Below are 21,645 nucleotides of genomic sequence, written 5' to 3' on the forward strand. Positions count from 1 at the left end.
TGCGCGCCATGATCATTCTGGCGATGTACTTAGCAATTCCGCGGCAAAGGCGACAACTGTGAAATTATATATCGCGGCTCCGCAATTTTGCTAGGTCAGCCAGGAACGTGCTTGCGGCGTCCTCGGCGACGCGAAAGCTGATCGACGCGGCGGCGCGACCCCGCTAAGGGAGTCGCGATGGATAGAGAGCGGTCGCATTTCGCCCATGCAGCATAGGTCCAAGCGTAGCCGGGCGATCGCCTTGCAGAATAGCGCGTTGCGCACCCGCGCCACCGAATATCTCGATTTCCTGGCCGCCTGGGTGCAAAAGCCGCGCCAGACCGCTTCGGTGGTCCCGTCCAGCCGCTATCTCGCGCGTCTGATGGTGGCGCAGATCGACCCGGCGGGCGGCCGCGTGCTCGAACTGGGTGGGGGCACCGGCGTTTTCACCCGGGCCATACTGGATACCGGCCTGCCGGCGGCCAAGCTGGAAGTGGTCGAGATCAATCCGGCCTTCGCGCGCGGGCTGCGCCGCCATTTCCCGACCGTGTCCGTGCTGGAGACGCCGGCGCAGATTGTGTCCACCGCGACGGCAGGCGAACCGGGCGCATATCAGACGGTGGTGAGCGGCCTGCCGCTGCTGGCGATGGACCGGCACATGCATGCCGACATCCTCTCCGAAGCCTTTCGCATGCTGATGCCGGGCGGCAGCTTCATCCAGTTCACCTATTCGATGCGCCCGCCGGTCAATCGCGACATACTCGATGCGCTGGGGCTGGATGTGGTGCGCGCGGGCCACACCGTCCGCAACTTCCCGCCCGCGACCGTTTTCCGATTTTTCCGGCGCGGCGAATAGGTTGCACATCACCATCGGCCTCCTATCTTCGCGGCAACGCGACAAGGGGGAACGTCGATCATGGCATCCATTATCGACATTGCCGGCCTGACCAAACGCTATGCGTCGGGCTTCGAGGCGCTGAAGGGCGTCGATCTTTCGATCCAGGAAGGCGAGATTTTCGCGCTGCTCGGCCCCAATGGCGCGGGCAAGACGACGATGATTTCGATCGTCTGCGGCATCGCCCGACCGACCAGCGGCACGGTGCGCGTGGCGGGGCACGACATTCTGCGCGACTATCGCGGCGCGCGCAGCGCCATCGGCCTGGTGCCCCAGGAATTGAGCACTGATCAGTTCGAGCGAGTGATCGACACGGTGACGTTCAGTCGGGGCCTGTTCGGCAAGCCGCGCAACGATGCCTATGTGGAAAAGATCCTGCGCGACCTATCGCTGTGGGACAAGCGGCACAACAAGATATTGGAACTGTCGGGCGGCATGAAGCGCCGCGTGATGATCGCCAAGGCGTTGAGCCACGAGCCGCGCGTCCTGTTCCTGGACGAGCCCACCGCCGGCGTCGACGTCGAACTGCGCCGCGACATGTGGAAGCTGATCGGCGAACTGCGCCAGACTGGCGTCACCATCATCCTCACCACTCATTATATCGAGGAAGCAGAGGAAATGGCGGACCGGGTCGGGGTCATCACCAGGGGCGAATTGCTGCTGGTCGAGGAGAAGACCGCGCTGATGAAGAAGCTGGGCAAGAAGACGCTGACGATCGTGCTGGCCGACGCGATCGCCGCGCTGCCGCCCGAATTGTCGGAGTGGGACGTCAGCCTGCATGCGCAGGGGCATGAGATCGAATATGTGTTCGACGCCCAGGCGGAGCGCACCGGCGTCTCCTCGCTGCTGCGGCGGCTGGCCGACCTTGGCATCGGCTACAAGGACCTCAACACCCGCCAGAGCAGCCTGGAGGATATTTTCGTCAGCCTCGTCCATCAGGAGAAGGCCGCATGAGCCTCCAGAATCTGCGCGCCATCGCCGCCATCTACAAGTTCGAGCTGCACCGGTTCCGTCGCACGTTGCTGACGGGCCTGCTGGTGCCGGTGATTACCACATCGCTGTATTTCGTGGTGTTCGGCGGCGCGATCGGGTCGCGCATGACGGAAGTGGAGGGCATCCCCTATGCCGCCTTCATCGTGCCCGGCCTGATCATGATGTCGATGTTCACCGAAAGCATCTTCAACGCCAGTTTCGGCATCTACATGCCCAAATTCACCGGCACCATCTACGAACTGCTGTCGGCCCCCGTATCTGCGGCCGAAACGGTCATCGCCTATGTCGGCGCGGCGGCGACCAAGTCGCTGATCGTGGGCACCATCATCTTCGTGACGGCGCACCTGTTCGTGGACATAGAGGTCGCGCATCCGATCGCCATGGCCGGCTTCATGGTGCTGATCGCTGTCAGTTTCTGCCTGTTCGGCTTCATCCTGGGCATTTGGGCGCAGAGTTTCGAGCAGTTGCAGGTCATCCCGCTGCTGCTGATCATGCCCATGACCTTCCTGGGCGGCGCCTTCTATTCGGTCCATATGCTGGCCGAGCCCTGGCGCACGATCACGCTTTTCAACCCGATCGTCTATCTGATCTCGGGCTTTCGCTGGACCTTCTTCGGCAAGGGCGACGTCGGGATCGAATTCAGCCTGGCCTTCGTCGCGGGGATGCTGGCGGTCTGCATCGCCATCATCGGCTGGATTTTCCGCACCGGATATAGACTGAAGAAATAGGGGACGGGGCGGGGGCGCTGCGGCGCTGCCGCCCGCCAGGGCATTCAAGCGGGAAGGATCAGGCGGCGGCGCTTTCGGGCGCGACGGCGAACAGGGTCACGCCCTTATATTTGTCGTCGCCGTCATTATAGAGGCCGTACATCGCCTCGAACGTGTCATCCAGCACCTGCAGGTCCGACAGGCCCGCCAGCTTGAACGTGCCAAGCTTCAACTCGCGCGGCGGACGGCCGTCCCGGTCCGTCGTCACGGCGTCGATATACATTTCGTCGTGACGGGTGTAGAGGATGTGCGGCGCCAGGGTGACGACCATCTTGTTATAGGTCACCTTCAGGCACTTCTGGAGCGCGATCGCTTCAAAAATCTCGGTCGGGGCTTGCATGATCGGCTCTCCCTGACGGATTTTCGTGATTCTTTCAATTGCTTTGTGCGCCGCACCATTTCCTCCCGTGCAATCGTCGCGGCGAACCGATCAGACCGGAAGCAGCCTCAGCCGGTCGCGCAGGCTCCACCGCGCCACCAGCAGCAGCGCCGCTGCGCTGAGGCCGCTGGCGAGCCCCAGCCAGATACCGACGCCCGCCATGCCGCCGGGAAAGGCGAGCAGCGTGCCGACGCCGATCCCCACCACCCAATAGCCGATCAGTGCGAAGATCATCGGCACGCGCGTGTCCTGCACGCCGCGCAGCACGCCCGCGCCCACGGCCTGGGCGGCATCGGCCAGCTGAAACAGGGCGGCGACGGCGAGGAAGCTGACCGCCAGCGCCGCGGTGCGCGCATTGGCGGGATCGGAGAGGTCGAGGAAGGCGGACACCAGCAGCCGCGGGGCCAGGATCAGCAATGCGGCCGCGCAGCAGGCGAAACCGGTGCCGATGCCCAGCGCCAGCCAGCCCGCGCGCCCGACGCCCGCCCAGTCGGCGCGGCCATAGGCGATGCCCACTCGCACGGTCGCAGCCTGGCCGATGCCCATCGGCACCATGAACACCAGCGCCGCGATCTGGATCGCGACGGCATGGGCGGCGAGCGAATCCCGGCCGATCAGTCCCATGAGGAAGGCCGATGCGTTGAACACCGTCGTTTCGAACCCCAGCGTCACGGCGATCGGCAGGCCGAGCGCCCACACCTGCCGATGCCGTTCCCGATCGCGAGTCCAGAAACGGCCCATCAGCCGATAGCGCCGGAAACGCCGGTCGATCAGGATGACCGCCAGCAACCCCAGGAACAGGAAGCTGGACGACAGGCTGCTCGCCAGTCCCGCGCCGAACAGGCCGAGCGCGGGCAGGCCGAGATGGCCGAAGATCAGCGCCCAGCCGGCTGCGATATTGATCGGGATCGCGGCCAGCATGATGACAAGGCCCCAGACCGGCCGTTCCAGCGCGGCGATGAAGTTGCGCAGCGTCGTGAACCCCAGGAACGGGAGCAGCGCCCATTGCAGGCCGCGCATCAGCTCGCCAGCGCCGCGCGCCAGGTCAGGCTGCTGCCCCAGCGCGCGCATGATCGCTTCGCATTGCCACAATAGAACCCAGGCGGGGATGACGAAGAAGAGCGCGGCACGCAGCGTCTGATGCACGGTGCGGCGCACGTCGCGCACGCTGTGGCGGCGCCGGCCGCGCTCGCTCGCGATCAGCGGCGAGGCGGCGGTGACCAGCCCCATTCCGAAGATCAGCAAGGCGTGGAACAGATTGATGGCGAGCGCGCCGGCGGCGACGCTTTCCGCGCCCCTGCGGCCCAGCAGCAGCAGGTCGCTGGCGGCAATGGCCGACCAGGCGATATTGCCGGCGATCATCGGCAGGGCCAGCAAGATCAGCGCGCGCGCTTCGAGGCGCCAGGGTGTTTGAAATGTCATGGATGGCGTTGGGGGAGATGCGCGCATCTCCGCTGGTCCCTCGGGAGTGTCGGCCTAATGCTTCTTGAACAGGTGCAGGACGGCGACGATGATGCCGCCGACCACCAGGCCGACGATCGCGCCGCCAATGGCATTGACGATCCAGTCCGCCGCTGGTGCGATCGCGGGCAGGGCATGGGCCGCGCCTTCGGCCAGATGGTGGATGGCGCCGGGCACCAGATCCCAGTGGAATTCGTGCAGGCCATGGACGATCAACCCCCCGCCGACCCAGAGCATGGCGGCAGTCCCGACGACGCTGAGCACCGACATCAGCACGGGCATCGCCTTGACGAGGCCGCGGCCCAGCGCCTGGGTGGCGGCCGCTTGGCGCTGCGCCAGATGCAGCCCGATATCGTCCATCTTCACGATCAACCCGACGACGCCATAGACGCCGGCGGTGATGAGCAGCGCGACGACGATCAGGACGATCGCCTGTTCCCAGATCGGCTCGCTGGCCACTGTGCCCAGCGCGATCGCCATGATTTCGCCCGACAGGATGAAATCGGTGCGGATCGCGCCGGAGACCTTCTGCTGCTCCAGTTCGGCCGAGTTGTGCGTTTGCACGGCTTTGACGGCGACATCATGGCCATGGCCCATCGCCTCGATCATCTTCTCGACCGCCTCGAAGCAGAGAAAGGCGCCCCCCGCCATCAGCAGCGGCGGCAGCAGCCATGGGGCGAAGGCCGACAGCAGCAGAGCGGCGGGCAACAGGAACAGCAGCTTGTTGCGCAAGGAGCCCTTGGCGATCTTCCAGATGATTGGTAATTCGCGATCGGGGGTGAGGCCCATCACATAATTGGGCGTGACCGCCGTGTCGTCGATCACCACGCCCGCGGCCTTGGAGCCGGCCCGGCCCGCCGCGCCCGCGACATCGTCGAGCGAGGTGGCGGCGAGCTTGGCGATACCCGCCACATCGTCGAGCAGCGCGATCAGACCCGAAGGCATGGCAGTTGGTCCCCTGTTGCAGGCGGCGAGCGCGCCACCTGTGCGCCCGCTTCCTTAATCGGCGCGGGTCCGCGGAGCAATGGGCTGTATCGCCTCAGAAATTGCCGGGCGGGTCGCTGGCGGGAAAGCTTTCGTCCACCTGCTCGTCAACCTTGTCCCACTCCTCGTCATCATGTTGCGGTCCCGCGTCGCGCACGACGCCCGATGATCCGACCGGGCCGCGATCATCTCCGTTGTCGCCGCCCATCCAGTCGCGCCAGCCCTTGACCGCGAAATAGCTCAGGCCCGTGATGATCCCGAGCTTCAACAGCCCCTTCATGATGGCTTCTCCTGCTTATTGTGAAGATGAATCCAGTCGGCGCGATCATGGCCCACGGAGTCCGGGGTCAGCCGCATGTCGCCCTCCTCGTCAGTGCCGCCTGGCGCGTCATCCGCCGCCGCCGGTTGCGCCAGCGACCAACGCTCGCGCAGCGCAGCGTCGATCATCGCCCCCCATGCAGCCATATCGCCCGCTTCGCGCATCGCGGCGTCAGGTTCCTTCAGGATGGCGAGGATGCTGGCGGCGTCCTCGACGCGCTTGGGCCATGCTTCAGGCTCGTCAGCGGCCAGGTGCCGCGCCAGCCGTTCAATGAGGGGGCGGTTTTCCATGTCGGTCGAACGCCCGTCAGCGACGCCCGTTCCCCCCTCGCCGTCATTTCATAACGGCATCGCACTGAAATGAACGGGGGCGGCGGTGCCGTGTTCTCGACAGAGAGCGGGGCGGTGAAGGAGATGAACCATGCCCCAGGGTGACAAGAGCAGCTATACCGACAAGCAGAAGCGCAAGGCCGAACATGTCGAGAAAGGCTATGAGGATCGCGGCGTCAGCCACAAGGAAGCCGAACGGCGCGCCTGGGCGACGGTGAACAAGGAATCGGGCGGCGGCAACAAGTCGGGTTCCGGCCGCGGTCGCAAGGACACGCATGCCGCGTCCCGCAAGGGCGGGCGCAAGGGTGGCGCGGCCTCCGCCCGGCGTTCGGCGGCAGACCGCTCCGCTGCCGCGAAGAAGGGATGGGAGACCCGGCGCAAGAAGGCCGGCTGACGGCGAGGCGCGACGACATGCTTCACCATTTGTCGCTCGGCACGGCCGATCTTGATCTCGCCCGCGGCTTTTACGATCCCGTCATGAAGGCGGTGGGCCTCAGCCGGACATTGGATGTCGAGGATGCCGTGGGCTATGGCGCGGGCATCACCGTCTTCAGCCTCAACCTGCCCGCCGACGGGCAACCCGCCAGCGTCGGCAATGGGGTGCATGTCGCGTTCGAGGTGGAGAGCCGGGCGGCGGTGGACGCCTTCTACGCGACGGCCCTGGCGCAGGGCGGGACGGCCGATGGTCCGCCTGGCCTGCGGCCCGCCTATGACGCCCATTATTATGCCGCTTTTATCCGCGACCCCGACGGCAACAAGATCGAGGCGCTGACCTTCGCCGCGCCATGAGGCGCTGAGCAAGCGGCGAACCTGCCAAGGTTACGCTGGCAACAAAAAAGCCGCCCGTCGCCGGGCGGCTTTTTCGCGTGATCCATCAGGACATTCAGGCTTCGTCTTCAGCCGGAGCGTCTTCTTCGGTTTCCGCGGCGATCTCGCCGGGTTCCGCATTGGGATCATACTCTTCGGTGAAGCCGGTTTCGTCCTTTTCGAACATTTCGGCCATCACATCCACGCCCTGCGACTGGAGTTCGGCCTCTTCGGGCGAACGCGCGACGTTGACGGTGATGGTCACGGCGACTTCGGGGTGCAGCGCGACCTTGACGTCGAACACGCCGAGCGTCTTGATCGGGCGTTCCAGCACGACCATCGCCTTGGTGACGTTGGTGATGCCTTCAGCGTGCAGCGCTTCGACCACGTCGCGCACCGCGACCGAACCATAGAGATGGCCGGCGTTGGACGACTGGCGGATGAGGACGATCTGCTTGCCATTGACGCCTTCGGCAGCCTTTTCAGCGTCGCCCCGGCGGGCGGCGTTTTCGGACTCGATGCGGGCGCGATTGGCTTCGAACACCGCCTTGTTGGCGTTGTTGGAGCGCAGGGCCTTCTTGTTGGGCAGCAGATAGTTGCGGGCGTAACCGTCCTTGACGGTCACGACGTCGCCGATCGCGCCCAGCTTCTCGATGCGTTCGAGGAGAATGATTTCCATGGGTCTTTCTCCCTTACTTCACGATGTAGGGCAGCAGGCCCAGGTGACGGGCGCGCTTGATGGCTGAAGCCAGCTCGCGCTGCTTCTTGGCCGAAACGGCGGTGATGCGGCTGGGGACGATCTTGCCGCGCTCGGACACGAAGCCCTGCAGCAGACGGACGTCCTTATAATCGATCTTCGGCGCATCCTTGGCGGCGAAGGGGCAGCTCTTGCGGCGGCGGAAAAACGGGCGTGCCATGGTTCAGATCTCCTTATTCGCCAGCGTTCGCGTCTTCGCGCTCGCGGCGCGGGCCACGATCGCCATCACGGCCGCCACGGTCGCCGCGCGATCCGCGATCGCCACGGTCCGAGCGTTCCTGCTTGCGCATCATCACCGACGGGCCGGTTTCCAGCTCGTCGACCTTGACGGTCATGTAGCGGATGATGTCTTCGTTGATCTGGGTCTGGCGCTCCAGTTCCGCGACGACGCCGGCGGGGGCGTCGATGTTCAGCATCACATAATGCGCCTTGCGGTTCTTGGCGATCTTGTAGGCCAGGCTGCGCAGGCCCCAAGTCTCGACCTTGGTGACCTTGCCGTCCATATCCTCGACGATCTTGGTGGCGGTTTCCGCCAGGGCGTCCACCTGCGCCTGTGCCAGATCCTGGCGCGCAAGGAAGACGTGCTCGTAAAGAGCCATGTCATTGCCTCATCTGTTGGCCGATCGCTGACGCCCACCCCATGTGGAACGCCCCTCCGGCTGTCGTCTCAAATGCATTGATCCGCGCGGAGCCGAGTCACCCCGGTCCCGTGGGAAGCGGCGCCTATGACGGAAAGGGGAGGAAAAGGCAAGCCTTGGTCCCGGAGCCGTCCCTGTTCCGCTTTTCAGCGCGTCAACCCCGGTGCATTTCCGCCGAGCCGATGAAATGCGCGCGAGTCGATGGGCCGGCGCGGTCCAGCAGGGCGGCGACCTTGTCCTTCAGCGCGGAGGAGGGCTGGAAGGGGTCGTCATAGGCCATGCCCCACTCCCCGAATTCGCGCGCGTCGATGGGAATGTCGCGCAGCTTGACGAGGGCGTTGTGGCGTCCGTCGCGGCCGATCCGCGCATAGATACGGTCCACGGCCTCGCGCCGGCCTTCCAGCACCTGCAGGAAGCGCTTGCTGTTGAACAGCAGCAGACCCGTGACATTGTCAGCCTGGTTCCGCTCCGCCGCCGCCTGGGCGATGGTCGCGCACTCGGTGGACGACATGGGTCCGGTGGCGCTGCTGATATACATGATCTGATGCAAGGACATGACATGGTTCCGATGAGGCGGCCCCCCGGCCAGTGTCGAGCGCTATAGCAAAGCCCTTAATATCCCGTGATTAACGTGGATCATGAAGCGCCCCGAGGGGGAGAGGGACCCCCGGGGCGCGCTGTCTGCCCATTGCCGAGGCGCTGAGCGCCATGGGGATGTCAGCGGATGGCGCTGCCGACGACCGCGCCGATGATGCCGCTGGTGATCGCGATCAGCACCGCATCATTGCCCGACCGCACCCACTGGTAGCCGCGGGGCGGGGCCGACAGGCGGTAATCGCGATAGTTGCTGACGACCCGATAGTTGGTGGCGTAGCGACGATCGAAGCGCTGGCCCTTGGCCCAGTGGCGCGCCGGCGTCGCCTTGCGGACGGTGGTCTTCTGCTTCACGACGGTGCGGCCATGGGGCTGCTGCTTGACGACCGTGCGGGTCACTTCCTGCCGATGCGGCGCGGCCTGCGCCTGTGCGGTGACGATGGGGCTGGCGACCAGGGTCGTGGTGGCCAGGGCCATGATGATCTTCTTGAACATGTCTTGCTCCTTTGCCTTCTGTTCCGGCGCCGTGTCCCGGCGTCGAAAACAGATTTAGGAGCCAGTTGTCGCGCCCTTGTGTCGCGCCGGGGGCATAAGTGTCGGAAAATGTAACAGCTTGGAATCGCGCCTGAACCGCCGTTCATGCCGGCGCGGACAGGGCGCTGCGCCTATTCGTGGCGCAGCGCGTCGATGGGGTTGAGGCCAGCGGCGCGGCGGGCGGGGAAATAGCCGAACACCACCCCGATCGCGGCCGAAAAGAGGAAGGCGATGAGGTTCACTCTCAGATCGAAGATGAAGGGAACCTGCATCAGCGGCGCGATGGCGAGAGAGGCGAGCAGCGCCAGGAACAGGCCGATGAGGCCGCCCAGGCAGGACAGCACAATCGCTTCGACCAGAAACTGCATCAGCACTTCGCGCGCGACCGCGCCGATCGCGAGGCGGATGCCGATCTCCCGTGTGCGCTCGGTCACCGACACCAGCATGATGTTCATGATGCCGATGCCGCCGACCAGCAGCGAAATTGCCGCCACCGCGCCGACGATCTGGGTCAGGATGGTCGTCGTGCCGGTCAGCGTGTCGCTGATCTGCTTGGTGTCGAAGACGTTGAAATTATCCTCCGCACCCGGCTTGATCTTGCGCCGCTCGCGCATCAGTTCCTCCAGGCTGGCCTGCACCGTCGACGTGTCATAGGCGTCGTCGACGGCGACCATGATCTGGCTGACGTCGCGATCGCCGGTGAAGCGCCGCTGGACGAAGCGGATCGGCATGACCACGACATCGTCCTGGTCGCCAAAGCCGCCTTGGCCGCGCGTTTCCAGCACGCCGATCACCTGGCAGGACACGCCCTTGATGCGCATCCGCTGGCCAACCGGCTCGCTATTCTGGAACAGGTTGGTGCGCACCGTATTGCCGATAACGCACACCGCTTTGCCGGCTTCTTCCTCTTCCGGCATGAACAGGCGGCCGTCGGCCACCTTCCACTGCTGTACCTCCGAATAGGCCGATGTCGTGCCATAGACGGTGGTGGACCAGTTATTGCCTTCATAGATGGCCGTGCCGCTCGACTGCACGATCGGCGCGACCGCGCGCACGCCGGTCAGCTGGTTCTGAATGGCGGTCAGGTCCGCTTCCTTGAAGTCGGGCGGGCGCGGCCCGCCGCCGCCGCGGCCAAAACCCTGGCCGGGGCGCAGTTGCAGGACGTTGGCGCCGAGCGAGCTGATCTGTTCCCGCACCGCCGCGGTCGCGCCATTGCCCAGCGTCACCATGGTGACGACCGCCGCCACGCCGATGATGATGCCCAGCGTGGTCAGGAAGCTGCGCAGCTTGTGCCGGTTGATCGCGCGGAAGGCGAGGATGATGGTCGTGCCTAGCACCGCTTGCGCCCTTTCAGACAGGTTCGGGTCGCACCGACCGAAGCGCGATCGTGGGCGCCGCAGACTTCGCGAGGTTCAGGACGAACGAAGGGTGCGATCATCGTCATGCCGCCGCTTTCGCCTCGATCCGCTCGACCAGCCCGTCCTTGAAATGCACGATCGTGCGCGCGAAGGCGGCCATGTCCGGCTCATGCGTCACCATCAGCACGGTGATGCCGCTGTTGCGGTTGAGATCGGTCAGCAACTGCATGATTTCAACCGATCGTTCCGAATCGAGATTGCCGGTCGGCTCGTCAGCCAGCAGTACGTCGGGTTGAGTCACGATGGCGCGCGCGATGGCGACGCGCTGCTGCTGACCGCCTGACAGTTCGGCGGGCGTATGGTCCCACCAGGGTTTCAGGCCCACCTTGTCGAGCGCAGCCATGCCCATGTCATAGCGCGTCTTCTTGTCTTCGCCGCGATAGAGCAGGGGCAGCTCGACATTTTCGAGCGCCGTGGTGCGCGACAGAAGGTTGAAGCCCTGGAACACGAAGCCGAGATAGCGCCGGCGCAGCAGCGCGCGCTGGTCGCGGTCCAGCGTTTCGACATGGCGACCCTTGAACAGGAAGGCGCCGCCCGATGGCACGTCGAGGCAGCCCAATATGTTCATCGTCGTCGACTTGCCGGACCCCGACGGGCCCATGACCGCGACGAAATCACCCTGCGCGATGTCGAGATCGATGCCCTTGAGCGCCTGGAAGGCCGTGGGGCCTTCGCCATAGATTTTGGTCACGCCGCGCAGCGAGATGATCGGTTCGTTCGCCATGCCCGGTCAGGTCCCGCCCTGCCGCCCGGTGCCGCGTGTCGCCGTAGGCGGGGCGCTGCTCTCCACCGGCGCGACCGGGGCGGTTTCGGGCGCCGCATCGCCCGAATTGCCGAGCTTTCCGACGCTGGCCGGACTGCCGTCGGTCGATGGGTTGCGCGGCTTCTCGCCACTTGCCTCGTCCTGCGTGCTGCCGGCCTCTGCCTTCTGGTCCTCGGCCGGCGCTTCCTGGCCCGCCGCCAGCTGGCCGGTGATGACCTTCATGCCGGCCTTGAGCTCGCCGCCGGTGATAACGGTGCGCGACCCGTCGCTGGCGCCGACCACGACCTGAATAGCCTTGGGATTGCCGTCCTCGCCGACGACATAGACGGTCTGGCTGCTGCCCGAGCCGAAGCTGACCTGCCGGTTGTTCTGACGGCGGCGGGGCCCGGGCAGCACGCTGGTGATGCCGCCGCCCTGCGACGCGCCGGTCGCCGGCTTGAACCGCAGCGCGCTGTTGGGGATGAGCAGCACGTCATGCAGTTCCTGCGTCACGATGTCCGCGGTCGCGGTCATGCCGGGGCGCAGTATCTGGTCATCATTGTCGACCGACAGCACCGCGGTATAGGCGACCACCGTCCCCGAGGAGGAACTGGTGGTGCTGCTGCTGGATGAAGAGGAGGACGAGCTGCTGGAGCTGCTGTCGGACCCCACATTGACGCGCGTCACCTTGGCCGGGAAGCTGCGGCCGGGGAAGGCGTCAACGGCGAAGGTCGCGCTCTGTCCTTCCTTGACCTGGCCGACATCGGCTTCGTCCACCGAGACTTCGACTTCCATCTGCGTCAGGTCTTCCGCGATGGTGAAGAGAACCGGCGCATTGAGCGACGCAGCGACGGTCTGCCCCGGCTCGATGTCGCGGGACAGGACGACGCCGGTCACGGGCGACACGATCTGCGCGATCGACAGGTTGGTCTGCGCCGTCGATAGCTGCGCGCGCGAGACATTCACCTGCGCCTGCGCCGAACGCAGATTGGCGAGCGCGCTCTGATAACCGGCGCGGGCCGAATCGAGTTCGGTCCGGGCCGGCACGCGGCCGCCCGACAGCTTGAACACATTTTCCTGCCGGTCGAGAGTCGCCTTGGCCAGCGCCACCTGCGCCTGCGCCTGTGCGACGCTGGCCTGGGACGATGCGACCTGTGCCTGGTTCTGGTTGACGGTGTCGACCAGCCGGCGCGTGTCCAGCTCGGCCAGCTTCTGCCCGCGCGTCACCCGGTCGTTCACATCGACATAGACCTGGGTGATCTTGCCCGACTGTTCGGAGCCCACATCGACCTGGTTGATGGGCTTGAGGTTGCCGGTGGCCGATACCGTCACGGTCAGGTCGCCGCGCCGCGCCTCGCGCGTGGCGTAATTGGGCTTGTCCTCGCCGCCGAAGCAGCGGGCGATGAGCAGGATGAGGATCAGCAGCGCCAGGGCGATCGCGCCGCGGATCGCCCATTTGCGCCACGGCTTCTGCGGCTTGGCGCCAAGGAAATCGTCCAGATCCGGGTCAGGGGTAACGTCATTGCTCATCGGGGCGGTTGTCCATGCTCTGCCAGCCGCCGCCCAGCGCATTATAGAGCTGGGCGATGGCGAGCGCTTCGTCGGCTTGCGCGGAAGCCAGGCTGTTGCGGGCGTTCAAAAGCGTATTTTCGCTGGTCGACAGCGTCTGGAAATCGATCAACCCGGCCTGATACTGGCTGCGCGCCAGGATCGCGGCGTTGTTGGACGCGTCATAGGCGGTGGCGAACTCCACCTTGCGCGCCCGGGCGCTGGTCAGCGACGCCATGGCATTCTCGACATCCTCCAGCGCGGTCAGCACGCTTTGCTTGTAGGCGGCGAAGGCGGCGTCGGTCGCAGCCCTCTGCGCGCGCACCTGCGAGCGGAGCTGTCCGCCATCGAAGATGGTCTGCGCCACATTGGCGAAGACGCCGCCGGTGATCAGGTCGAACAATTCGCTGAACGCGTTGGAGGTGGTGCCGATATTGCCGGTGATGCCCAGTGACGGGTACAGCTGCGCCTGCGCCACGCCGATGCGCGCGGTCGCGGCGGCGAGCGCGCGTTCAGCGCTGCGCACGTCGGGCCGCTGGCGCAAGGTGTCGGCGGGAATGCCCGTCGCCATCTGCGCGGTGGCGACCGGGATGGGGGCAGGGGCCTCCAGCGTGCGGGTGGCGTCGCCGGGCGCCTGGCCGGTCAGCACCGCGATGCGATTGAGGCTGCCCGTCAGGCTGGCCTCCAGCTGGGGGATGGTGGCGTTGGTCTGCGCCAGCTGCGCGCGCGCCTGCTGTTCGTCCAGCGAGGAGACGAGCCCGGCCTGCAAGCGCCAGCTGGCGATCTGGTAATTGTCGCGCTGCACCGCCTGGGTCTCGCGCGCGACGCGCAGCTGCGCCTGCGCCAGCCGCGCCTGCACATAGTTGGTCACCAGTTCGGAAATGATGGTCAGGCGGACACTGGCCAGGTCGAAGCCGGACGCCTCCAGATCGGCGCGCGCCGCTTCGCGGCCGCGGCGCAGCTCGCCAAACAGGTCCAGCTGCCAGCTGGCGTTGACCCGGGCTGAATAGCTGCTCGACCAGTTGCTGCCGCCGCCGCCGATCGGATTGCCATTGGCGTCCAGCCGGCCGCCGGCATCCTGGCTGCTATAGTTGCGCCCGCCCGTGGCTGATCCGCTGAGCTGCGGCAGCAGGCTGGCATTGGCCTGGACCAGGCTTTCGCGCGCCTGGCGCAACCGCGCCTGCGCCTGCACGATGTCCAGATTATCGGCGATCGCCTGATCAATCAGCGCGCTGAGCGTCGGATCGTTGAGCCGCGTCCACCATTGGGCAAGGTCCGCCGGGTCCAGCGCGGCGCCGTCGCCCTGGCTGTAGGCTGCCGGCACGCCCAGCGCCCCCGGCTGGGGCGAGTGATAATCGGGGCCGGCGGCGCAGGCGGACAGCGTGACCGCCAGGCCGCTGATCCATGCTAGGCGATATCGCACCTTTTCCTTGCACTCCGTCATCGTTAAAGGGGCCGCTTCACGCCGATCCCGCAGGACCGGCGCCCGTTGCGCCCCTGACTGCCGCAGGGGCATGTACGGCTCAACGACATTTATGTCTCAAAGTGTAACGGCAGTGACAATCAGCGCTTTTCCAGAAGCGCTCTGGCTTCGAGGTGGATGATGCGGGCATTTGTTTTTCCGGGACAGGGCAGCCAGTCGGTCGGCATGGGCAAGGCGCTGGCGGACGCCAGCGGCGCGGCGAAGGAACTGTTTCAGGAGGTCGACGACGCCCTGTCGCAGCATTTGTTCCGCATCATGGTGGAGGGGCCCGAGAGCGACCTGACCCTGACGGAAAATGCCCAGCCTGCGATCATGGCCAACGCCATCGCCACGCTCCGCGTGATGCAGAAGGAAGGCGGTTTCTCCCTGGCCGACAAGGGCGATTATGTCGCCGGCCACAGCCTGGGCGAATATAGCGCGCTGTGCGCCGTCGAAGCCTTCGACATCGGCACCACCGCGCGCCTGCTGAAGCTGCGCGGGCAGGCGATGCAGGCGGCAGTGCCAGTGGGCGAGGGCGCGATGGCCGCGCTGCTGGGCGCGGACATCGACAAGGCGCAAGCGCTGGCCGACGCCGCGGCGCAGGGCGAAGTGTGCACCGTCGCCAACGACAATGACCCGAGCCAGGTCGTGATTTCCGGCCATCGCGGCGCGATCGAGCGCGCGGTCGCGCTGGTGAAGGATCATGGCATCAAGCGCGGCGTGCTGCTGCCCGTGTCGGCGCCCTTCCACTGCCCGCTGATGCAGCCGGCCGCCGATGCGATGGAAGAAGCGCTGGCCAAGGCCGTGATCGCCGCGCCGCTGCTGCCCGTCTACGCCAATGTCCTTGCCGCCGCGATTGCCGACCCCGAAGAGATAAAGGCGCGCCTGGTCGAGCAGGTCACCGGCCGCGTGCGCTGGCGCGAGTCCGTCGCGGCCATGTGGGATGCGGGCGTGACCGACTTCGTCGAACTGGGCGGCAAGGTGCTCGGGCCCATGATCAAGCGGATCGCGCCGGACGCCACGGTGCGCAGCATCGTCACCATGGACGACATCGAAGCCGCGCTGGCGGCCTTCTGACAGCATAGGGATTAAGCAACATGTTCGACCTTTCGGGAATGACCGCGCTGGTGACCGGCGCATCGGGCGGCATCGGTTCGTCGATCGCCAGGGCGCTGGCCGCACAGGGCGCCACGCTGGCGCTGTCGGGCAGCAATGAAGAGAAGCTCAAGGCCTTCGCCGCCGAACTGGGCGGCGACCACAAGGCGATCGTGTGCAACCTCTCCGACCCCGCTTCGGTCGATGCGCTGGTGCCGCAGGCGGTGGAGGCGCTGGGCGGCAAGGTCGACATCCTCGTCAACAATGCCGGCATCACGCGCGACAATCTGATCCTGCGGATGAAGGATGAGGAGTGGAGCCAAGTGATCCAGGTCAATCTGGAAGCCGCCTTCCGCCTCTGCCGCGCCGCCGCCAAGCCGATGATGAAGGCGCGCTTCGGCCGCATCATCTCCATCACCTCGGTCGTGGGCGTCACCGGCAACCCCGGCCAGGCGAATTATTGCGCGTCCAAGGCGGGCATCATCGGCATGTCGAAGAGCCTGGGCCAGGAACTGGCGAGCCGTGGCGTGACCGTCAACTGCGTCGCGCCGGGCTTCATCCGGTCGGCCATGACCGACGCGCTGAACGACACGCAGAAGGGCGCCATCCTCGCCAAGATCCCCGCCGGCGACCTGGGCAGCGGCGAGGATATCGGCGCGGCCGTCGTCTATCTGGCGAGCAAGGAGGCCGGTTACGTCACGGGCCAGACGCTGCACGTCAATGGCGGCATGGCGATGATCTGACCGGATGGCGCGCGCGTGCGAAACGCATGGCGCGCGCTATGATCTTGTTCGGCGGGGGCAGGGGGCTCCCGTGCGCGCAGACTTCGAATCGGTGACGCGACATCGGTTCCCGCCTTCGCGGGAACGACGGGTGTTTAGGGCAGCGCCACGCCCCCGCGTGCTTGTCATCCCGCGCAGGCGGGGATCCATCTCTCCACCGGTCGCGCGGTCGCGGTGGCGTGCTTAGGGTTCCTGCTTCGGCGATAGGGCGCACCCTCAGCCCCAGGCCGTCACACCTCGACGCCCTCCAGCGCGGTGAAGCGCTGGGACCAGAGCGCGCCATAGACCGCCATCCATTGCACGACCGGGCCCAGCCCCTTGGCGCGCGCGGCATAATAGGTTTCGCGCCCCGCCCGGCGGGCCGTCACGAGCTTCGCTCGCTTGAGCTTGCCCAGGTGGCGCGACACCATGGGCTGCGATACGCCCGACACCGCCGTCAGGGCATGGACGCTCTGTTCGCCTTCGTGCACCAGATATTCCAGCAGGGCGCGGCGCGTGCCGTCCGACAGGGCCTTGAACTGGGCGTCGATGGTGGCGCCGCGATCCTCTTTCAACATCTTCGTCATGGAAGCGTCATAAGCAGATGGTTATGAATTGGGCAAGGGCGCTTGCGGTGAAATGCCTCCCAGCACCGTTAACCAAAAAAAGTCGAGTCGCCCTGGCAACTGAGTCTTTTGAGTCACACCGCGCGATATGGAGTCTGCCCGCGGCCGCCCGACTCAACATCTTGTGGGTCCCCGCTTCGTTCTCCCCATCATTAACCAATTTCTGAGGCTTTGCTGCTAAGCCGCTGATCTTGACGGCGGACTCCCGAGGACTCATCGCATGGTCCTCAAGGATCAACGGGGGCAAGCATCATGGGTGTCATGGAACGCGTCGCAGCGCCGCGACGGAAAAAGGCGGTCGCGCCAATCGAGCTTCCGGCGGCACCGGTCCCGGTAGACACGCTGCTGCGGGGCGACTGCATCGCGCAGATGGCGGCGCTGCCCGATGCGTGCATCGACATGATCTTCGCCGATCCGCCCTATAATCTGCAGCTTGGCGGCGACCTTTTCCGGCCCGAAGGCGGGCGCGTCGATGCGGTCGACAATGATTGGGACAAGTTCGACACGCTGGGGTCCTATGACCGTTTCACCAAGGCGTGGCTGCGCGAGGCGCGGCGCATCCTGAAACCCAATGGCACCATCTGGGTGATCGGCAGCTATCATAATATCTTCCGCGTCGGCGCGGCGCTGCAGGATGAGGGCTTCTGGATCCTCAACGACATCATCTGGCGCAAGGCCAACCCCATGCCCAATTTCAAGGGCACGCGCTTCACCAATGCGCACGAAACGCTGATCTGGGCGAGCCAGGGCGAGGATGCCCGCTATACGTTCAACTACAAGGCGATGAAGACGCTCAACGACGAGTTGCAGATGCGGTCCGACTGGGTGCTGCCGATCTGCGGCGGGCAGGAGCGGCTGAAGCGCAACGGCGCGAAGGCGCATCCGACGCAGAAGCCCGAATCGCTGCTCTATCGCGTGCTGCTGTCCTGCACCAAGCCGGGCGACGTGGTGCTCGATCCCTTCTTCGGCACCGGCACGACCGGGGCCGTGGCCAAGCGGCTGGGCCGGCGCTGGATCGGCATCGAGCGTGAGGAGGATTATATCGAGGTCGCGCTGGAACGGATCGCCGATGCACTGCCGCTCGATGAATCGGCGCTCACCATCATGCAGAGCGCGCGCAGCCAGCCCAAGGTCGCGTTCGGCACGCTGGTCGAAACCGGTTATCTGACACCCGGTGCGATCCTGACCGACACCAAGCGGCGCTGGCAGGCGCAGGTGCGCGCCGACGGCTCGCTCGCGATCGGCGCGGACAGCGGCTCCATCCACAAGATGGGCGCGACGCTCCAGGGTGCGCCCAGCTGCAATGGCTGGACCTTCTGGCATTATGAGGCGGAAGGAGGGCTGAAGCCCATCGACGCCCTGCGCCAGACGTATCTTCTCGCCAACGAGCCGTAACTTAAAAGCTAGATCCGTTCGGGCTGAGCCTGTCGAAGCCCTCTCCTTTTCTTTAGGCAATGCCCTTCGACAGGCTCAGGGCGAACGGAATTGGAAATGACTCTCTCGAACATTTCCGCCGACGCGCGGCTCTACCTCACGCCGACATGGTATGTGCCGACCCCGATCGGATTGCCCGATGGCGCTGCGGCACGGATGGGCAACGGGCTCATCTGGTTCCAGGGCTATGAGCTGACGGCGCTGGATGGCGCGCGACGCATGGCGCGCGTGACGATCCCGGTCGCCGACTTCGCCAACGCCATCGCCGCCTTGCCCGACAGGCTGGCGCAGCGCGCCTTGCAACTCGCCGCCAATATCTCGGCCCAGCGCCCGCCGCTGGTCGCCGGCGATCGCACCATCCGCTTCGACGCGCCCCAGGTGATGGCGATCCTCAACATCACGCCCGACAGCTTTTCCGACGGCGGCAAGCATATGGGCGATCCGCAGGCGGCGGCGGACGCCGGCTTCGCGATGGCGGCCGCGGGCGCGGCGCTGATCGACGTCGGCGGCGAATCCACCCGGCCCAAGGCGCCCAAGCTGTGGGAAGGCGATGAGATCAAGCGGATCGCGCCGGTGATCGAGCGATTGGCCGCCGCCGGCGTGCCGGTGTCGGTCGACACGCGCAAGGCCGCGGTGATGGAGGCTGCGCTGGCTGCCGGCGCGCATGTCGTCAACGACGTCAGCGCGCTCGCCCACGATCCGCGCAGCCTGGAGGTGGTGGCGCGCGCCGGCTGCCCCGTCGTCCTGATGCATGCGCCATCGGCCGGCGACGATCCGCACGAAAATCCCACGGGCTATGGCGATGTCGTCGCCGATGTGTTCGATCATCTGGAAGCGCGGATCGCAGCCTGCCTGACGGCGGGCATAGCGCGCGAACGGATCATGGTCGATCCCGGGCTGGGCTTTGGCAAGCGCCTGGCCGACAATCTGGCGCTGGTGAACGGCCTTGCGACCTTCCAGGGACTGGGCGTGCCGCTGCTTTTCGCCGGCAGCCGCAAGCGGCTGATCGGCGCGCTGTCCAACGAAGCGCCCGCCGCAGACCGGCTGGGCGGATCGGTCGCGCTCGCCTTCCGCGCGGCGCAACTGGGCGCGCAGATGGTGCGCGTCCATGATGTCAAGGAAAGCGTTCAGGCGCTCCACCTCTGGCGCGGCCTTGCCGATGCGGGGCTGAGCGCGGTCTAGGGAGGGGCTGTTGCTGCGAAGTGGAGGGGCCGAACCGCCCTCTGCGAGGTGCGGGTATTATTTTACCCGTCAGCAAAGCGGCGCATTCTCTTGACTTCCGTGCCGTGAATCGTCATTAGCGCCCCACTTCCGGGCGTCGGCGACGGCGTCCGGTTTCATTTTTTCATTCTGGAGTATTGGCACCATGAAGGCGCTGATGAAGACCACCAAGCCGGCGACCCCGGCGACGGTCGAAAAGAAGTGGATCCTGATCGACGCGGAAGGTCTCGTCGTCGGCCGCCTCGCTTCGACCGTGGCGAATATCCTGCGCGGCAAGCACAAGCCGAGCTTCACCCCCCACGTCGATTGCGGTGACAATGTCATCATCATCAACGCGGGCAAGGTCAAGTTCACCGGCCGCAAGCTGACCGACAAGGTCTATTACAAGCACACCGGCTATGCCGGCGGCATCAAGGAAACCACCCCCCAGAAGATCCTGGAAGGCCGTTTCCCCGAGCGCGTCCTGGAAAAGGCCGTCGAGCGTATGATCCCCCGTGGCCCGCTGGGCCGCCAGCAGATGCGCAACCTGCGCATCTTCGCCGGCGCCGAGCATGCGCATGAAGCCCAGAACCCCGAAGTGCTCGATTTCGCGTCGCGCAACCGCAAGAACAAGGTGGGTGCATAATGTCCGATAACCGTCAGTCCCTGTCCGACCTCGCGTCGCTGGCCGCCAACGCGCCCGCCACTGCCGCGCCGGCCGCCGCCGCCGCCGAAGGCGAAGCGCCCGTCGCTGCGCCCGCCGCGCCTTCGGCTCCGCTGCGTCAGCAGGAAATCGACAGCCTGGGCCGCGCCTATGCGACCGGCCGCCGCAAGGACGCCGTCGCCCGCGTTTGGGTGAAGCCCGGCACCGGCAAGATCACCGTCAACGGCCGCGACCAGGAAATCTACTTCGCGCGTCCGACCCTGCGCCTCGTCATCAACCAGCCCTTCGGCGTGACCGATCGCGTTGGCCAGTATGACGTCGTCTGCACCGTCAAGGGCGGTGGCCTTTCGGGCCAGGCCGGCGCGGTTAAGCACGGCATCGCCCAGGCGCTCAGCAAATATGAGCCGGCGCTGCGCAGCGCGGTCAAGGCCGAAGGCTTCCTGACACGCGACAGCCGCGTCGTCGAGCGTAAGAAGTACGGCCGGGCCAAGGCACGCCGCAGCTTCCAGTTCTCGAAGCGCTAAGTCTTCGGAACAAGCCATTACGAAAAGGGGCCGGTTTTCCGGCCCCTTTTTTCATGCCCGCCGCCCGGCCGCCACGTTGTCAGCCCGCCGGCCTATCCGTGGCGATCATCGCGCGGATGCGCGCCAGCAGCCGCGCTTGTGCGGGCTTCGCCTTGTCCGGCACGTTGCGGCGTTCGACCGATCGCGCGAGCGCCGGCAGATCGGCGCTATAGCCGCGATCCAGCAACTGCTCGACCTTGTCGAACTGACCGAGCGACGAGGCCCAGCGCGCGATGGTCGGGCCGCCCTGCGCGCTGCGGTTGATGTCCGCGCCTTCATCGATCAGCCGTTCATAGGCGCGCCAGTCGCCCTGATGCACGCCGGCCGACAAAGCGTAGGATAAAGCCAGGGTGCGGGTGTCGCGTTCATAGGCATTGGGATCGCCCCCCGCCTGCAGCAGCCGCGCCAGCAGGGCGTCGCGCGACAGGGCCGCCGCGATCAGCACCGGCGTCAGTCCGCCGGGCTCGCGCTGATTGGGGCTCGCGCCCTGCGCCAGCAGGCGATCGGCCTTCGCCGCGTCGTCGCACAATATGGCCTGGGACAAAGGCGACACATCGTCGGGATAATAGCCGAACGCATTTTCGATGACGGCGCGATCGTCGGACGACATCATGCTGCAACCTCCATCGCGTCCCGGCAGGTCCGCCGACGCGCCCGATCCGTCGCAGGACAGCAGCGTCATGGCAAGGGCTGGCA

The 21,645-nt window shown here is 66.0% G+C and carries 27 protein-coding genes; 11 read left to right on the top strand and 16 right to left on the bottom strand.

The genetic code is table 11. From position 1 onward, the window contains the following. Positions 1-205 precede the first annotated feature (205 nt). Genes ACGGKE_RS02135 through ACGGKE_RS02145 form a run of 3 tightly spaced genes read left to right on the top strand, consistent with a single transcriptional unit; the run spans position 206 to position 2,595 of the window. A complete protein-coding gene (locus ACGGKE_RS02135) occupies positions 206-835 on the top strand; it encodes a class I SAM-dependent methyltransferase (RefSeq protein WP_394439699.1) in 630 nt (209 codons plus the stop codon). Between the two features lie 60 nt (positions 836-895). Then, positions 896-1,828: an ABC transporter ATP-binding protein gene (locus tag ACGGKE_RS02140; RefSeq protein ID WP_394439702.1), complete on the top strand. Its 933-nt coding sequence runs from the start codon at positions 896-898 to the stop codon at positions 1,826-1,828. Next, on the top strand, positions 1,825-2,595 hold the full coding sequence (locus ACGGKE_RS02145; protein ID WP_394439705.1) for an ABC transporter permease: 771 nt from the start codon (positions 1,825-1,827) through the stop codon (positions 2,593-2,595). The genes ACGGKE_RS02140 and ACGGKE_RS02145 overlap by 4 nt, the downstream gene beginning before the upstream one ends. A gap of 58 nt (positions 2,596-2,653) precedes the next feature. Here ACGGKE_RS02145 and ACGGKE_RS02150 read toward each other — a convergent pair whose 3' ends face one another. The 5 genes from ACGGKE_RS02150 to ACGGKE_RS02170 all read right to left on the bottom strand — a co-directional run bounded on the left by ACGGKE_RS02150 (position 2,654) and on the right by ACGGKE_RS02170 (position 6,067). Beyond that, positions 2,654-2,974 (bottom strand): WYL domain-containing protein, encoded by a 321-nt coding sequence (locus ACGGKE_RS02150; protein ID WP_228167786.1) that lies wholly within the window; start codon positions 2,972-2,974, stop codon positions 2,654-2,656. A gap of 90 nt (positions 2,975-3,064) precedes the next feature. After that, entirely contained in the window at positions 3,065-4,435 is a 1,371-nt protein-coding gene (locus ACGGKE_RS02155; protein ID WP_394439709.1) for an MATE family efflux transporter, read from the bottom strand. A gap of 54 nt (positions 4,436-4,489) precedes the next feature. Beyond that, complete coding sequence (locus tag ACGGKE_RS02160; RefSeq protein ID WP_394439712.1) at positions 4,490-5,419, bottom strand: DUF808 domain-containing protein; 930 nt, start codon at positions 5,417-5,419, stop codon at positions 4,490-4,492. A 94-nt stretch (positions 5,420-5,513) separates the two neighbouring features. Beyond that, complete coding sequence (locus ACGGKE_RS02165) at positions 5,514-5,738, bottom strand: hypothetical protein (protein WP_394439715.1); 225 nt, start codon at positions 5,736-5,738, stop codon at positions 5,514-5,516. Further along, a complete protein-coding gene (locus ACGGKE_RS02170; RefSeq protein WP_394439718.1) occupies positions 5,735-6,067 on the bottom strand; it encodes a hypothetical protein in 333 nt (110 codons plus the stop codon). The genes ACGGKE_RS02165 and ACGGKE_RS02170 overlap by 4 nt, the downstream gene beginning before the upstream one ends. 130 nt (positions 6,068-6,197) lie before the next feature. On the opposite strand from ACGGKE_RS02170, the gene ACGGKE_RS02175 reads away from it, so the two are divergent. Both ACGGKE_RS02175 and ACGGKE_RS02180 read left to right on the top strand, forming a co-directional pair. After that, positions 6,198-6,500 carry a plasmid stabilization protein gene (locus ACGGKE_RS02175; protein WP_394439721.1) on the top strand — a complete coding sequence of 101 codons (303 nt, stop codon included), beginning with the start codon at positions 6,198-6,200 and terminating at the stop codon, positions 6,498-6,500. A 17-nt stretch (positions 6,501-6,517) separates the two neighbouring features. Further along, complete coding sequence (locus ACGGKE_RS02180) at positions 6,518-6,895, top strand: VOC family protein (RefSeq protein WP_394439724.1); 378 nt, start codon at positions 6,518-6,520, stop codon at positions 6,893-6,895. A gap of 94 nt (positions 6,896-6,989) precedes the next feature. On the opposite strand, the gene rplI is transcribed toward ACGGKE_RS02180, so the two are convergent. The 9 genes from rplI to ACGGKE_RS02225 form a co-directional block, all read right to left on the bottom strand. Beyond that, the gene (gene rplI / locus ACGGKE_RS02185) at positions 6,990-7,592 is read right to left on the bottom strand and encodes a 50S ribosomal protein L9 (protein ID WP_394439727.1); all 603 of its coding nucleotides are present in this window, start codon (positions 7,590-7,592) and stop codon (positions 6,990-6,992) included. A 13-nt stretch (positions 7,593-7,605) separates the two neighbouring features. Next, positions 7,606-7,830 carry a 30S ribosomal protein S18 gene (gene rpsR, locus ACGGKE_RS02190; RefSeq protein WP_009821298.1) on the bottom strand — a complete coding sequence of 75 codons (225 nt, stop codon included), beginning with the start codon at positions 7,828-7,830 and terminating at the stop codon, positions 7,606-7,608. A 13-nt stretch (positions 7,831-7,843) separates the two neighbouring features. Then, positions 7,844-8,269 carry a 30S ribosomal protein S6 gene (gene rpsF, locus ACGGKE_RS02195; RefSeq protein ID WP_009821299.1) on the bottom strand — a complete coding sequence of 142 codons (426 nt, stop codon included), beginning with the start codon at positions 8,267-8,269 and terminating at the stop codon, positions 7,844-7,846. Between the two features lie 193 nt (positions 8,270-8,462). Next, positions 8,463-8,864, bottom strand: a complete 402-nt coding sequence (locus tag ACGGKE_RS02200) for a BLUF domain-containing protein (protein WP_394439732.1) — start codon at positions 8,862-8,864, stop codon at positions 8,463-8,465. Between the two features lie 161 nt (positions 8,865-9,025). Beyond that, positions 9,026-9,397: an RcnB family protein gene (locus ACGGKE_RS02205; RefSeq protein ID WP_394439735.1), complete on the bottom strand. Its 372-nt coding sequence runs from the start codon at positions 9,395-9,397 to the stop codon at positions 9,026-9,028. Positions 9,398-9,567: 170 nt separating this feature from the next. Then, positions 9,568-10,773 (bottom strand): ABC transporter permease, encoded by a 1,206-nt coding sequence (locus ACGGKE_RS02210; RefSeq protein WP_394439738.1) that lies wholly within the window; start codon positions 10,771-10,773, stop codon positions 9,568-9,570. 103 nt (positions 10,774-10,876) lie between these two features. Continuing rightward, positions 10,877-11,578, bottom strand: coding sequence for an ABC transporter ATP-binding protein (locus ACGGKE_RS02215; protein ID WP_394439741.1), 702 nt, complete (start codon positions 11,576-11,578; stop codon positions 10,877-10,879). A gap of 6 nt (positions 11,579-11,584) precedes the next feature. Beyond that, positions 11,585-13,126: an efflux RND transporter periplasmic adaptor subunit gene (locus ACGGKE_RS02220; RefSeq protein ID WP_394439744.1), complete on the bottom strand. Its 1,542-nt coding sequence runs from the start codon at positions 13,124-13,126 to the stop codon at positions 11,585-11,587. Continuing rightward, the gene (locus ACGGKE_RS02225; RefSeq protein WP_394439747.1) at positions 13,116-14,588 is read right to left on the bottom strand and encodes an efflux transporter outer membrane subunit; all 1,473 of its coding nucleotides are present in this window, start codon (positions 14,586-14,588) and stop codon (positions 13,116-13,118) included. The genes ACGGKE_RS02220 and ACGGKE_RS02225 overlap by 11 nt, the downstream gene beginning before the upstream one ends. Before the next feature lie 159 nt (positions 14,589-14,747). On the opposite strand from ACGGKE_RS02225, the gene fabD reads away from it, so the two are divergent. After that, entirely contained in the window at positions 14,748-15,683 is a 936-nt protein-coding gene (gene fabD, locus ACGGKE_RS02230; RefSeq protein ID WP_394441694.1) for an ACP S-malonyltransferase, read from the top strand. A 20-nt stretch (positions 15,684-15,703) separates the two neighbouring features. After that, a complete protein-coding gene (gene fabG / locus ACGGKE_RS02235) occupies positions 15,704-16,444 on the top strand; it encodes a 3-oxoacyl-[acyl-carrier-protein] reductase (RefSeq protein WP_394439750.1) in 741 nt (246 codons plus the stop codon). A gap of 269 nt (positions 16,445-16,713) precedes the next feature. Here the strand turns inward: fabG and ACGGKE_RS02240 are convergent, their stop codons facing one another. Then, on the bottom strand, positions 16,714-17,049 hold the full coding sequence (locus ACGGKE_RS02240; RefSeq protein WP_394439753.1) for an ArsR/SmtB family transcription factor: 336 nt from the start codon (positions 17,047-17,049) through the stop codon (positions 16,714-16,716). A gap of 291 nt (positions 17,050-17,340) precedes the next feature. Here ACGGKE_RS02240 and ACGGKE_RS02245 point away from each other — a divergent pair, with 291 nt between their 5' ends. The 4 genes from ACGGKE_RS02245 (at position 17,341) to rpsI (ending at position 20,910) form a co-directional block, all read left to right on the top strand. Further along, positions 17,341-18,483, top strand: a complete 1,143-nt coding sequence (locus ACGGKE_RS02245) for a site-specific DNA-methyltransferase (protein ID WP_317515948.1) — start codon at positions 17,341-17,343, stop codon at positions 18,481-18,483. A gap of 96 nt (positions 18,484-18,579) precedes the next feature. Continuing rightward, positions 18,580-19,704, top strand: a complete 1,125-nt coding sequence (gene folP / locus ACGGKE_RS02250; protein WP_394439757.1) for a dihydropteroate synthase — start codon at positions 18,580-18,582, stop codon at positions 19,702-19,704. Positions 19,705-19,888: 184 nt separating this feature from the next. Next, positions 19,889-20,368, top strand: coding sequence for a 50S ribosomal protein L13 (gene rplM / locus ACGGKE_RS02255; protein ID WP_228167803.1), 480 nt, complete (start codon positions 19,889-19,891; stop codon positions 20,366-20,368). Then, positions 20,368-20,910, top strand: a complete 543-nt coding sequence (gene rpsI, locus ACGGKE_RS02260) for a 30S ribosomal protein S9 (RefSeq protein WP_394439761.1) — start codon at positions 20,368-20,370, stop codon at positions 20,908-20,910. The genes rplM and rpsI overlap by 1 nt, the downstream gene beginning before the upstream one ends. Before the next feature lie 79 nt (positions 20,911-20,989). On the opposite strand, the gene ACGGKE_RS02265 is transcribed toward rpsI, so the two are convergent. After that, positions 20,990-21,631 (bottom strand): ankyrin repeat domain-containing protein, encoded by a 642-nt coding sequence (locus ACGGKE_RS02265; protein ID WP_394439764.1) that lies wholly within the window; start codon positions 21,629-21,631, stop codon positions 20,990-20,992. Positions 21,632-21,645 lie beyond the last annotated feature (14 nt).

The organism is Sphingobium naphthae (genome assembly GCF_043589935.1).
Classification (GTDB): domain Bacteria; phylum Pseudomonadota; class Alphaproteobacteria; order Sphingomonadales; family Sphingomonadaceae; genus Sphingobium; species Sphingobium naphthae_A.